Source organism: Dendronalium sp. ChiSLP03b, assembly GCF_034531165.2.
GTDB lineage: Bacteria > Cyanobacteriota > Cyanobacteriia > Cyanobacteriales > Nostocaceae > Dendronalium > Dendronalium minutum.
The window spans coordinates 1-13,427 of the sequence record NZ_JAVRBR020000083.1 but is presented as its reverse complement, the minus strand read 5'-3'; the positions used below and the strand labels follow the sequence as shown (position 1 = coordinate 13,427).

Annotated in this window: 9 protein-coding genes and 1 pseudogene; 5 read left to right on the top strand and 5 right to left on the bottom strand. The window is 40.4% G+C overall.

Features of this window, described 5'->3' with window-relative positions:
* Positions 1–98 precede the first annotated feature (98 nt).
* Positions 99–254 (bottom strand): annotated as a pseudogene (locus RMY31_RS19940) (IS701 family transposase); the annotation flags it as partial.
* Between the two features lie 361 nt (positions 255–615).
* Positions 616–2,070 (bottom strand): FAD-binding protein, encoded by a 1,455-nt coding sequence (locus RMY31_RS19935; RefSeq protein WP_322658378.1) that lies wholly within the window; start codon positions 2,068–2,070, stop codon positions 616–618.
* Between the two features lie 841 nt (positions 2,071–2,911).
* Here RMY31_RS19935 and RMY31_RS19930 point away from each other — a divergent pair.
* Complete coding sequence (locus RMY31_RS19930) at positions 2,912–3,049, top strand: hypothetical protein (protein ID WP_322658377.1); 138 nt, start codon at positions 2,912–2,914, stop codon at positions 3,047–3,049.
* Positions 3,050–3,151: 102 nt separating this feature from the next.
* On the opposite strand, the gene RMY31_RS19925 is transcribed toward RMY31_RS19930, so the two are convergent.
* Entirely contained in the window at positions 3,152–7,630 is a 4,479-nt protein-coding gene (locus RMY31_RS19925) for an NACHT and WD40 repeat domain-containing protein (protein WP_322658376.1), read from the bottom strand.
* Positions 7,631–8,456: 826 nt separating this feature from the next.
* Here RMY31_RS19925 and RMY31_RS19920 point away from each other — a divergent pair.
* Together RMY31_RS19920 and RMY31_RS19915 are read left to right on the top strand one after the other, a co-directional pair.
* Positions 8,457–8,630 (top strand): hypothetical protein, encoded by a 174-nt coding sequence (locus RMY31_RS19920; RefSeq protein WP_322658375.1) that lies wholly within the window; start codon positions 8,457–8,459, stop codon positions 8,628–8,630.
* A 189-nt stretch (positions 8,631–8,819) separates the two neighbouring features.
* Complete coding sequence (locus RMY31_RS19915) at positions 8,820–9,347, top strand: universal stress protein (protein WP_322658374.1); 528 nt, start codon at positions 8,820–8,822, stop codon at positions 9,345–9,347.
* Between the two features lie 2 nt (positions 9,348–9,349).
* On the opposite strand, the gene RMY31_RS19910 is transcribed toward RMY31_RS19915, so the two are convergent.
* Together RMY31_RS19910 and RMY31_RS19905 are read right to left on the bottom strand one after the other, a co-directional pair.
* Positions 9,350–9,502, bottom strand: coding sequence for a hypothetical protein (locus tag RMY31_RS19910; RefSeq protein WP_409878107.1), 153 nt, complete (start codon positions 9,500–9,502; stop codon positions 9,350–9,352).
* Between the two features lie 21 nt (positions 9,503–9,523).
* The gene (locus RMY31_RS19905) at positions 9,524–10,639 is read right to left on the bottom strand and encodes a glycosyltransferase family 1 protein (protein ID WP_322658373.1); all 1,116 of its coding nucleotides are present in this window, start codon (positions 10,637–10,639) and stop codon (positions 9,524–9,526) included.
* A gap of 648 nt (positions 10,640–11,287) precedes the next feature.
* Between RMY31_RS19905 and RMY31_RS19900 the strand changes: the two genes are divergently transcribed.
* Complete coding sequence (locus tag RMY31_RS19900; protein WP_322658372.1) at positions 11,288–12,940, top strand: GMC family oxidoreductase; 1,653 nt, start codon at positions 11,288–11,290, stop codon at positions 12,938–12,940.
* Positions 12,941–12,952: 12 nt separating this feature from the next.
* Positions 12,953–13,216: a hypothetical protein gene (locus RMY31_RS19895; protein ID WP_322658371.1), complete on the top strand. Its 264-nt coding sequence runs from the start codon at positions 12,953–12,955 to the stop codon at positions 13,214–13,216.
* Positions 13,217–13,427 lie beyond the last annotated feature (211 nt).

The following is a 13,427-nucleotide window of genomic DNA, read 5'->3' as shown; positions in this document are numbered from 1 at the left end:
CAAACTGGCTTTATAAGAAGCAAACAGGTCACGATTGAGAGTCAACCAATCAAAAAATCGGAAGGACATAGCTGTTCTAAATGCTTCTAAAGCTTCAGTATCTGGAGTAGGTTTTTTCTCTCACTTTTGCCCAATAATCCCCCTACATAATGTCTAAACTCTCGTTTTTGAGCTTTATGAGTAAACACATCATCAAATCGTTGGCACCATCAAAGAAAGCATGGAGGCATGGCAGCAGGTGTGGTTTCTTTCATCAGCTTTTTTCAACGTGAAAGCTATGCTAGTTCAGCATTATACTCTTTTTTAATCTTAACTTTTGTTTAAGTCCCGATAAGTAATACCCTTGCTGGATAAGAAATACACGTATTTTGGGTGTCTGGTCAAGTCCCCAACTTCCCCAGCCTCCCCATCCCACAAAATCGTGTTGCTTCTATTGATTGTGTTGAGACTGGTAGTAAATCTTTTTCACAGAAATATTGATGTTGGTGCAGGAATAAATAAGACATCAACTTATCGGGCCTCATCGGTCACTTCTTGGTTGACTTTTACCTCCCTCCTAGAAGATAACAACATGAAATTTTTGATTGTTCAAACCTCAAATATAAGTTTACATTTTTAGAAAATCCTTTGACCTGGAGTTAGCAAATTATCTGGATCGTAGTAACGCTTAGCATTGACTAAATATCTCCAAAACGGACGAAAGTGCTGTCGCCAATCATCACGCAACAAAGGAATAGCACTAACAGGATATTGATAACCACCCAAATCTCGATTTTGCTCGAATAGTTTGCGATTATCATCTAACATTTTTGCAACTAGAGAATTATCTGGTGGGACTGCGGTTCGCAAGATAGCAAACAGAAATACGATTTTTCCTTTGGGAACTCTAAATAATGGTAGTTGGAAGCGTTTAGTTTTAACTGGATACAACAGAATTGGTCCTTGACCTGTATCAGCTATTGTTAAGCTAGCAGCGACTTCACCAACTAAAGTTTCAACTGCACTATTGGGTACAAATAAATTCAACCAAGGATGGGGAAAAGACCAGACACCAATAGATTTGAGAAAGGCAACTGTAGGAGCTAAACGGTTGAGAAAATCAAAGTAAGTTTTATCCTCTATTTTTTCTGTACCGTGAGTATAGTTTAAGCCTGAAAGCAACAAATTGTTATTAGGTATGTTGGGAGGACTGTAAAAGCTAGCTGCTTCAAGAAGATAACGCCATCCACCAGCATCCTTAGCAATCAATTGTCCTTCTACATAGTCAAAACGCTCATCATCTATCAATAAGCGTTGGTCACGAGTAAAAGTAGCTAAATCATCATAATATAGCTGAAATACACGGGTATTGGTAGCAGCAGGAATTAGTTTAATAGTTGCCTTAACGATAATTCCACATTGACCCAGCCCTGCTAGTACTGCTGTAAATAAATGGCGATTTTGCCACTGCGAACAAGTTTCGATCTGACCAATACCAGTAACTACTTGAATTTCTAAAACATTATCAACTTGTACACCGTAGCGATGAGTTGCACCGCCAATACCCCCTACTGAAAGAGTACCGCCGATGGAAAGCTCAATGTAATCGGTAAGAACAGGTGGTGTTAACCCTTGTTGGAGTGTCTGTTGCAGTAGCTGACTCCACACAACCCCTGCATCCACAACAGCTCGGTCTGTACCAACAAAATGAATCTTGTTGAGCGTACTCATGTCAATGACGATGCCAGCTTCTACTTGTGGCTGACCGTAAGTAGAGTGACCCTGACCGCGTGCTGCAACTTTGATTTGATGCCTACGGGCAAATTGAATAATTTGAACAATATCGTTAGTTGACCCTGGTTTAAGTACAGCTATGGGTTGACGATGCACGATATTACCGAAGTCAACACCAGCAGCAGCAAGTGTCGTATTATCGGTGTAAACTACTCCATCTAAAATAGGTAAGCGTTCAAAGATAGATGTGGCACTAGCAGATGTTACCCACGAACTATTGGAGACATCAAACCCGATCGCGATTGCACTGGCAACCAAGCCTTGTAAAACTAGGCGGCGCGAAGTATTGTGGTTCATGATTTTTCGGCTGAGTCATGAATTGTTAAAATATACAATTATTGACTCCTAAAGTAAGGTTAAATACTATTACAGCTATTAGATAGCTGTATAAAAAAGTTAACAATTTGTTTTTAATTTCGGGTCTGTATCTTTTCGATTCGCAAGCTATTGCTATTCTAGTGATTGAGCAAAAGCTTAAATCTTCTGATAGCAAGAGTGAAATTTTTCAGTATTTAAACGGTAGTGTCTAGTATACCTAACAAGTTAAACATTCATATTGAAGTAGTTAGTGGGCACTATGTCCACTCTTCCTTCTTACACTGAAAACACCAAGTGTCCTGGGAGCGGCTAATACTCTAAAAGTCGCTCTTCTTTTTGGGAGTTGGTTGGCTGTTGCTCGGTGTTATCACTCTTCTAGTTTCGTTTAAACTGCATCTGGGCAAAGTGGTTTTGCAGCAGCAAAATGTATGAAACAGTAGCGACCACCGACTCATTCTTAGTAAAAAATTACCATTTATGCAATGACATCAATTAATATTGCATAGCTAAGTAAGTAGACGCAATTAAATGTAAGATGTCATTGTGTTAACGGAACGCCTTCCCGTAGGGTACGGAACGAAGTGTAGACGCGTTCGCGCAGCGTCTTGAAGAGAAGTAGCTTCCCGTTCGCGTTAGCGTCTCGGAAGGAGAAGGGTAACGTGGCAATCTCAATCTTTGCGATTGCTTCACTTCGTTTGCAATGACGAACTATCTTATATGTATTTATATCCACTTACTTATCCCTCTTCTGGCATTTTCCGAGAGGGCGATCGCTAGAAGGCTCATCAGGTAATTAATACAAGCTTTTCTATTAGAAAAAATGGCTGTTGTATTTGTTATTAGAAAAAAATCTGGCGATCGCTTCCTATACAAAAGCTCTAGATTTCAGAAATGGCAAAAGTTTTCGGAAACTGACAAAAGCGTCCGAGGAAAGCGATCGCATTCCCTATGGATGTAAAGAAACATTTCTGTTTCTTAGAAGAGGGTTATTGATGGTATGGAAGCTAGAAGTATCAAGGGTGGATATGCCCTTGAGCGTTTTATATTTAATTGCGCCTAGCTACTTACTTACAGCACCTAAAGCTTTGAGTCTAGTCTTTTCGGCTTCAGTTAAACCTATAATGTTTGTAATATTCATGCCTTCATAGGCTCTGTCACTTTTCAAGGTTTTGATACATTTACCTGTTATGACATTCCAAAGCTTAATTGTCCCATCTCTACTACTACTAGAAAGAGTTTGACCATCTGGACTGAAGGCAACTGAACATACTATGCTGGTGTGCCCAAGCAAAATGTTAATGCATTCACCAGTCTTGATATCCCATAATCTCACTGTTTTGTCACTGCTACTACTAGCAAGCATTTCTCCATTTGGACTTAATGTAACGTAACGTACTACACTCATGTGTCCATGAAAAGTGTTGAGGCATTCACTAGTTTTGATATTCCATAGTCTTATTGTTTGGTCATTACTGCCACTAACAAGTATTTTGCCATCGAAACTGAAGAATATTGAAGTTATCGAACTAATATGCCCGACTAAAGTGTTGAGGCATTCACCAGTTTTGATATTCCATAGTCTTATTGTTTGGTCATTACTACCACTAGCAAGTATTTCTCCATTTGGGTTACATGTGACAGAATTAACCCAACTGGTGTGCCCGACCAAAGTGTTAATGCATTCGCCAGTTTTAACATCCCATAACTTAATCGTTTTGTCACCACTACCACTAACAAGCGTTTTACCATTCGGACTAAACGTTATAGAATTGATCCAACTAGTGTGCCCAAGCAAAGTATTAATGCATTCGCCAGTTTTGATATTCCATAGTCTTATTGTTTTATCATCACTACCACTAACAAGCATTTCACTATTGGGACTAAAAATTACAGAATTAATCCAGCTAGTATGTCCATATAAAGTAGATAGATATTGCCCTGTACAAATATCCCATAATTGAAGGGTTTGGTTGTCACCACCACTGGCAAGCGTTTTACCATCTGAACTAAAGACTACTGATTTGACTGTATTGGTATACCCCTGCAATACATAAAGGCATTCACTAGTTTTCATATTCCACAGTCTGACTGTTTGGTCACTGTTACCACTAGCAAGTATTTCTCCATCTGGGCTGAAAGCAATTGAACTGACTGTACTGTTATACTTATGTAATATATTACGACATGCACTAGTTTTTATATCCCATAACCTGACTGTTTGGTCATCGCTGCCAGTAGCAAGTGTTTCTCCATCTGGGCTGAAAGTGAGTGTTTTTACCCGATTAGTGTGCCCCTGCAAAATGTCACGACATTCACCAGTTTTGATATTCCATAATCTGATTGTTTGGTCATCGCTGCCAGTAGCAAGTGTTTCTCCATCTGGGCTGAAAGCAACTGAACGCACTCCACTAACATGCCCATACAAAGTCTGGATGTATTGACTAGTTTTGATATTCCATAATCTGATTGTTTGGTCATCGCTGCCAGTAGCAAGTGTTTTTCCATCTGGGCTAAAAGCAACTGAATTTACCCAGTAAGTATGTCCCTGTAATGTCTGAAAACATTCGCCAGTAAGAATGTTCCAAAGCCGAACGGTTTGGTCATCACTACCGGTGGCAAGTATTTCACCATCTGAACTAAAAGCAACTGAATATACACGACCACTGTGCCCGTGTAAGGTTTTCAAACATTCTCCAGTGTGGATATTCCATAGCCTCAGTGTTCGATCGTCACTACCACTGGCAAGGATTTGACCATTTGGGCTAAAAGCAATGGAATTTACCCAATAGGTGTGTCCTTTACAAGATACAAGTTCTCTACCAGTATTAGTTTCCCACAAGCGAACCATACCATCTCCATCACCTGTAGCCAAAACTTTCCCATTTTGGCTAAATGCCACTGAGCGAACATTCCCTAAGACTTTGGTAAAAATAGACCTAGATAAATTTGCTTTTGTAAAATTGACATAGCGCAGGCTGACATTAGTAAAATCAGCACCAATAATCACAGTCTCACAAAGGTCTTTACCTTCTAGGGCAGCCTTATCAACTTTTAGCAGCAAATTCGCTGCATTGCCTCCAACATAACCAACCTCTTTCTCTGTTTTGCCTTGTGTTGCTGATAAAATTTGGATAATGGGATGAGTAAGTGATTTGGAGATAATAGGATAAGCCTTTAGTAAAGGCAAAAGCAGCTGCATCACGGCCTTGGTCAAAGGTGCTTTTCCAAAAGTTTTCTCTAGAGAATCTAGTGACTCAGTTGTAAATCCCTTCAGTGGCAAAATTAGTATAAATTTCTTTGTTCTAGACTTCTGACGACTAAAATAAGATGACCAAGTGTAATCAATTGGCACAGCATCACTATTGAGATCTAACTGTAATTTTGCTAACTCTGTAAAATCCCCTGGTAACACTCCCAACTCAGCTGCAAACTTATATGCAACAAAAAATTCTAATAACGAACGATGAGCCGGAGCATAATCACCGTCTGCATTGCGGATGAGCATCGTTTGCCCCATCATGTCAAAATGCCAATGATCGAGGTCTTTTTCTTCTTGTACCACTTCACCAAACAACTGTCGAATGCGGTCAGGGAAAAGTCGGTAATTAAGACTCATCTGGTCAGTAGATAGCATTTCCCATGACAGTTCACACAAAAAGTAGAGTTTATCCGCCAAAGAAGTAAAAGTACGCTCGGCTTTAATATCTCGCTCCATTTTGCGTCGTACTGCATACAGAAAAACCCTCGATATATCGACTGGTTTGCCTTTCTCAATGTCTGGGAGTGCTTCTAAAATTAACTCCGTCATCACCGGACGACGAGCTAAATCTAACAGTTGCGGGTTGTTCATCACCTGTTCTACGGTTGCTAATGTGGCTTGGAACGCCAAACAGGCACGAATTTGCTCGTTGTTAAATTTTTCCAGTTCCAAGACTTCAAACTGAGGTGTTTCTCCTGTCAAAGCAGCAGTAGAAGCTTGCAACTGTGCATTTAACAAAGCACGTCCTTCTTTCGCTTCTGGAAAATGCTCCGTGCGACAAGTGAGAATTACCTTGGCACCAGGAACGACTACTTTCGCTAACTCCCAAAAGTTGTTAATCATTTCTTGGCGGTCAACTCTAGCTGCCATTTCGTCAAAGCCATCGAAAATCAGCAGCAGTTTGCCCATACGGTTAAGTTGCTCAAATGCAGAATACCCAGGTAATGGAATTTCGTGTTTGCGAAAGAAAAATTCGGAAAACAGCGACTCGACACTCACAGCCTTAGCATAGTCCCGTAGCGGAATTACCAAAGGCAGGCGAGGCAGTTCAATACCACGTTTTTGGGCATCTCGATAGCGTTGTAATATAACCCAAGCGTAGTGTAAGGCAAACCAAGTTTTACCAGTCCCAAACTCACCTAGTATAGAAATATGCTCTTTTGCTGGGTCATCGAGCCAACGGTCGATATATCCGTCAATCCAACCATCTTGCTCACCGTAACGACTAACTGCTATTTGACGTTTGCTAACGGGATCGATTTCTTCTTTGTTACAGCACAAAGGGACATATTGAGTATCAATTTTTCTTAGTTTTACCTCATCTTCTAGCCAGTTTAGATACCCACTGAAGTCCGCATCTTGAGCTAGAAGCTCATCAAAGGTATAACACCCCAGGTGACGATTTTCATCTCTTTCAACTTCATCACGTGCTGCCCGCGAAATGCGACGAACTGTTATTAACCAACCTTCATCAGTAAGTTGTGTTGCTACTGACTCGCTTAAAGTCCTGACATCACCCAGCCCCGCTTCTCCTGCAATCCCACGCACAAGTATGCGGTCATATCGGTTACGCCGCACGGGGATATTTATAATCCATTCAAAATAGCTATCTTGCCAAACTTCATACTTCTCAAACCTATAGCCCAAAGTCTCAAACCAGCCACGCATCTGTTGTGCCAAGGCTATGGCTTTACAATTATTTTCCGTAGTAGCAAAACCCCCTGGCAATGCAGGACTAGTTTCCACAGCTAACCGTGCTATTTCTGTACGAATTCCTTCTAAACTTGGTAACCTGCTGAGTTGTTCTTGAATGCTAGCAATTCGCTTGTGTAACGAACCGAGTTGATGACCAATTAAAACATCGCCAGGTGTGCGGCTACGTTTGGCAACTTCAATAAAAACAGTAGCGAATTGCGCTACTTCTCGTCGAACATCAAGCCCTAAATCGCGGACTCGATCGCCTATTGCGTAGCTATCGAGAAACTTATCGACTTCAGACAACACAATTGAAGGATTGTTATGGTCGAATGCTTGGCGAAACGCCTGTTTAATTTCTTCTTGTCGGAAAATTTCTAGCAATGGCTTGGGTCTACCAACACCATATTCTACCAAGCTGTAGACATAGACCCCGCTGAAATCGCTTGGTGGATGCTCAGGGTCTAGCTCAAATTGCTGTAGTAGTTTGACAACAGTCTCATTGCGTTGAATCTTGTCCTTAATAATAGGACTTGCAAAGCCAGCGATCGCTTGAATTATCTTTTCAAGAGGTATTAATATCACAGGGTTTTGTATAAAAATTTGTATACAGCCTGATAAGTACACTTATCTTAGCGCGTCATTTACTGACAATAAATTTTGGATTATCGATAGACTTTGGCTCTGCGATTGGGTTAGGTACTGAGCTTAGTCTAATTGCCTTTTTACAGTATTGATTGTTATCGCTTTGCACATTGTTCGCGTTGCTCCCTACTGAAAAGCCACCGAGATTGTGTGTCATAAAGCCTACCTGCTCAACATTTAAATAAAATTTAGAGCTTTGTAGCGCTGGTTGCTTTAGTTGCGATAAACAAGACTGATTAATGTAATGCATTACTGAACTGAGGTAAGAATTAGCTCTTAGGATAGAAGGCTACCTTAAATAGCGACTTTAGCTTGGGAAGTAGATGTCTCAATCACCTATTTGGTAAGGAGAATCTTATGACCATTGCACAAAGTGGATAAGTAGCTGGACAAAAATATTTACTGTCATTGCGAACAAAGTGAAGCAATCGCAGGAGTTTGGGATTGCTTCGTTTCACTTCGTTGCACTCGCAATGACATTGTGTAATTAATTCTGTCCGATTAGTTATTATCCCGCGTTGCTGATTGATGGGATGAATTTTGTTTCGCACAAAGGCGGGAAGAATCTACTTTCAGCTTTGGTCAAAAATCTCAATTCATACCCATACTCAGCAACGCCTAGCGTGCGATCGCCTCCTTCATCAAATCCCTTTTGAACATCGAAAGCCTACATAGTAAGCTATTGGGTTGACCCAGCCAGATTGTCAATAGGTTCTTAGCCGGACTTTATCCATTTTTGTAAACTATGATGCCGCGAAGGAGCATCATGAAAGCAAGCGATCGTCAAAAAAGGCTAGTTTGGGCTGGAATCCATAACATTAAAATAAAGCTTTACGGGGTCAAGGTGACTTTTGCAATATCAACTGAAATTGTAAAAGTCCCTCGTCCCTTATTCAAACGTTTGAGGGATATTGCTGTTTATGCAGCTTACATTGGATAAAGTCGAGCTGAGGAATTAGTTTAGAGTGTATTACTAATTTTGATTTGGGGCAGCATTTAGTACAATTAACATCAGAACGCCGGATAAAACACTATTTTTCGTTTTATAGTACTCCCCACCCCCCACTCCCTTAAAGCGAGGATTCGAGTATTCAAAACGACTTTTAATATCCTTTCAGGACTTTTAAGTATGTTTTACAAAATTCTGGTTGCAGTAGACAGAACTCAAATGGGTCAACATGTTTTTGAACAAGGCGTATCGTTAGCAAAAGGAATAAATGCTGAAGTAATGTTGCTGCATGTTCTCTCGCCCTTGGAAGATGCCTATCTTAGTCCTGTATTTACACAGCCAGATGCCATGTATCCCACTTTACAAACACATCCTATGGATAATCACATCCGAGAGTGGGAAGCAATGAAGAAAGAGAGACTGGATTGGCTGCGATCGCTCACTAATGTAGCAATTAATGCAGGTGTAAAAACTGGTTTTACCCAAAATATGGGTGATGCAGGCCGGATAATTTGTGAAGTAGCTAGTAGTTGGCCCGCAGATTTAATTATTGTTGGTCGTCGGGGTCTTGCTGGAATAAGTGAGTTTTTCCTGGGTAGTATTAGTAATTACGTCTTGCATCATGCACCTTGCTCTGTTCTGGCGATCCAAGGAAAGATGAATAATACAACAGAGAAACCTCAAGATGCACAAATAAAATCAACTTGAGGTTAATGGAGAAAGTAGAGAAATGAGGAGGCAGTTCGTTGCCGAGCCAGTCTCGTGGTGTTAGCGAAGCGGTAGCGAGTCATCGAGCGTCGGCAGTCCGGTCTTAGGGGTTTCCCAAGTAGAGCAAGTGGCATCCAAGACTGCGACTGCTTCACTTCCTGCCTCTACCTTCTAGATTAGGGTGGGGTCAAGGACATAGACACACCTGCTATGTGTTTCTTCCAAAGTGGGATGTTTGCGTAAAGTTTTTCGACAATGTACTCTGCAACAATGGCTTCTGAACATTGATTCTTCCACCAATTTAATGATTCTTCGTGCAATTCTCGCATGAGTTGCTTGTTTTTCAATAGTTGTCCTAATATCCCTTCCAAATCCTGCCAATCCTTTATTTTAATTACAGGTGCCCCATCTAAATACCAGCGTGAAGGCAAAGCTTCTGTCACTACAATGCAACCGTATTTCATCGCCTCAAATAAACGAGTTGTTTCAAAAGATGTACCTCTAGGAACCAGACATATTTTTGTATCCATCATGATTTCGCAATAGCTGCGTTCATCTTCAACGGTTCTATTGCGAAAACCACCAGTGATTGATAATTCAACTTTAAAATCTGGATTTTTTTTCTTAAACTTATTGACACTCGATAGCATGAGTTTACGAGCCAAGGTTTTTGGAGTTCCTAACCAGTATTTCAAAGACCATAAAGGATACTGTACGTGTACTACACTGCCAGAAAAATAAGCATCATAGAGACGCTTCTCAATATCCTTAATTAGCATATCCTTTGAGTTGTTATACCCTAAAGGAATGTCGTAGATGGGAGTGATTGCACCTTTGCCTAATAGCAAGTTCTTGAACTTGTGCCAGTGATAATTTACGAACCCAGGTAGGCAGACAACTAAGATTCTGAGAAATTGAATTAGTGTTAGCAAGTTTAGAAGAGAAGGCTTGACGAGGGGATTACATCCGAGGATTGGATGTGTACCTATGCATTTAAATACAGCTTTTACCTTGTGAGTATACTTTGGTATGCGATACCACTCGTCTCCTAGTACAAAAACAACAACATTTTGTCCGTATGATGGGAGTTCATCAATTTCATCCCAAGTTACGTAAAATACTAAACCGCTAAGTTGAAAACTTTTCTCTATAGCCTGAAATATTTTACCAAAATAAGTAGTTAAGCCAAAGTTAATCGGTGGATTAGTATCGTATATATTCCACGGAACTGGTTTTTGTCCTCGTCTGATGTAGAGATAATATTGATTGGCAAGAGCATTAATTACGGTCATATCAGGAGTTCACTTGTATAAATGTAGATGATGAGAGCCAACAGAGATTACTACAAAATTCTTAAATAGGGTATGAAAAAGCTTTATACAATAGCTAGCTTTTGTTCACAACCTAAATAGAATTGCTGTCGATTTTTTGATTTTTGAATTGTTTTTTAGAATGAGGAGGATGCACATGAGTAGAAAAAATAGATTTTTCACTTATTTTTCTACGTAAATCATTTAACGATAATTTTTTAGCGATTTTATGAAGAAAAGGTAAATTAAAATATTTTATGTGTAAAAACTCTATGAATATCTATATCCATAAGGTTTATTTACTTAAATTACTATAAGCTACCACAATAAAAATTTGAGTTTTTATACTTAGTTTATTTATATTCGCTATACACTAAAGTCTTAGTAAGACTATATTCCCAGGAAATTAATCTGAGGATTTTGTTACAAAAATAACTATTTATTAGTAAAGTATATAACTAAATACTTTGTCTGTTTAAATACTCTACGGGAATATGTTAAATAAACCTGATTTATCTATGGCAATTCTATTTAAGTTGTGTCATATTCATTTTTATTGAAATAAGGAGACATGGATAATTTTCCAAATGCCTTTTTTCAAAAATAATTGAGAATTGCTATAGGTAATTAATGTTAATTGACGCACGTACACTACCTTTAGATGAAATTCTTGAAACAGAAGTTTGTATTGTTGGTGCTGGACCGGCAGGCATTACTTTGGCAAAAGAATTAGCATTTGCAGACTTCCGAGTTTGTCTTTTAGAAAGTGGTGGACTAGATTTTGAAAAAAATACTCAATCACTAGCTCAAGGTGAAAGTGTAGGAAATCTATTTGGCACACTAGACGAACAACGTCGTTTTCAGTTTGGTGGTACAGCAAATGCCTGGAAAATTCGATTAGGTAACAATCAAATTGGTGTTAGATACGTACCATTGGACGAGATAGATTTTGAGAAACGAGATTGGCTACCATACAGTGGCTGGCCTTTCGATAAATCTCACCTCGATCCATTCTACGATCGCGCCCAAGCGGTTTGTAAACTAGGAGCTTTTGCTTATGGTGCTAAGGCTTGGGAAGATGTTCAGACTCCTCAGCTACCCTTGGCTAATAATGTAACTACTAGCATGTTTCAGTTTGGGCCGCGTGCTGTCTTCACCCATGAGTACCGCGAACAAATCAACCAAGCTAGTAATATTACTATTTATATCAACGCTAACTTAATGGAGATGGAAACAGACGAAACAGCCAAAACTGTAACCCGCTTGCGAGTAGGCTGTTTGTCAGGTAATAAATTTTGGGTATGTGCAAAAGTTGTGATTTTAGCTGCTGGTGGCATTGAAAATGCACGTTTACTATTGCTATCTAATAAGGTGCAAACAGTTGGTTTAGGCAATCAAAACGATTTAGTAGGTAGATTCTTTATGGATCATCCTCTAGTTAGCTGTGGTAGATTGATGCCTAGTAATCCAGAGCTTTTCAAACGTACAGCTTTATACGATTTGCGGCGAGTCAATGACGTACCAGTAATGGGCAAGCTAACTTTGAGTGAAGAAGTCATGCGCCGCCAACAAATACTAAATAATAGTACATTGCTATTTCCTATACCAAAAGCATATCAATTACAAGCTGTAAATTCGCTAAAAACATTGCTTTCAATGAGGCACAATGCAGAAGCACGTAAAGATGTTTTCAAACACTTAGCAAATGTAATCATTGGTCTTGACTATATTTTGCCTGCTGCTTATGGGGCAGTTACCAAACAGCAACCTTTTATTCCCAGTTTGGCTTGGGGTGGTTGGTCGTATATTCGAGGTCATGAAAATCGATTTGCGGAGTTTGAAGCCATTCATCAAACTGAACAAGTACCCGACCCAGACAACCGAGTAACGTTGATTGGCGATCGCGATCGCCTCGGTCGTCAGCAAGTAAAGTTACACTGGCGTTGGAACGATATTGATATCCACAACATTAAGCGAACACAGGATATTCTTCAAGAAGAGATTGCTCGCGCTGGTATAGGTCAGTTACAAGTTGAACGAGATGGCAATTTACCAAAATTAATCCACCCTGGGACACATCATCACATGGGAACGACGCGTATGCATGACGATCCCAAGCAGGGTGTTGTAGATCGAAATTGTCAAGTCCACGGTGTCTCTAATCTTTTCATCGCCAGTAGCTCTGTTTTTCCCACAGGAGGCTATGCTAATCCCACACTCACTATTGTCGCTTTAGCAATTAGGCTAGCGGATCGTGTGAAAACAATCATTCGTAATTCGTGAGGCAGTCCGGTCTTGGGGTTTCACGCCACTTCCTACCCTGCGGGAAGGCGTTCCGCCTACAACGGGGGGAACCCCCCTTCGGGTTCGCAGTTCCTTCAAGTCGGCGAAGCCGCCCAACGGACTGCTCACCGCAACGGAGTGACTCCCCAAGTAGAGGAACTGCCGTTAGCGCAGCGAAGCCTGAATCCTCGCCCAAGAGGCGACGCTAAAAGCGTTAGCGAGTCATCGAGCGTCACGAGCGTCACCCGTACTGCTAAAACAGAACCCGCAGGGTAGGGGACATCCAATAATTAAATTACTCAATTCCTGCATCCAATACCAGTATCCAATTTCTTCTCCCCCTGCTTCCCCTGCCTGACAGGTGTAGGTTTTTTACGTTTTGTTCCTAAAACCCTGGTTTTAGGGTGTAAGGGTGTGGGGGTGTAAGGGTGTAGGGGTAGAAGAAATGATGATTAGAGCGTTAGTTTTACAGTCATTACTCATTGCT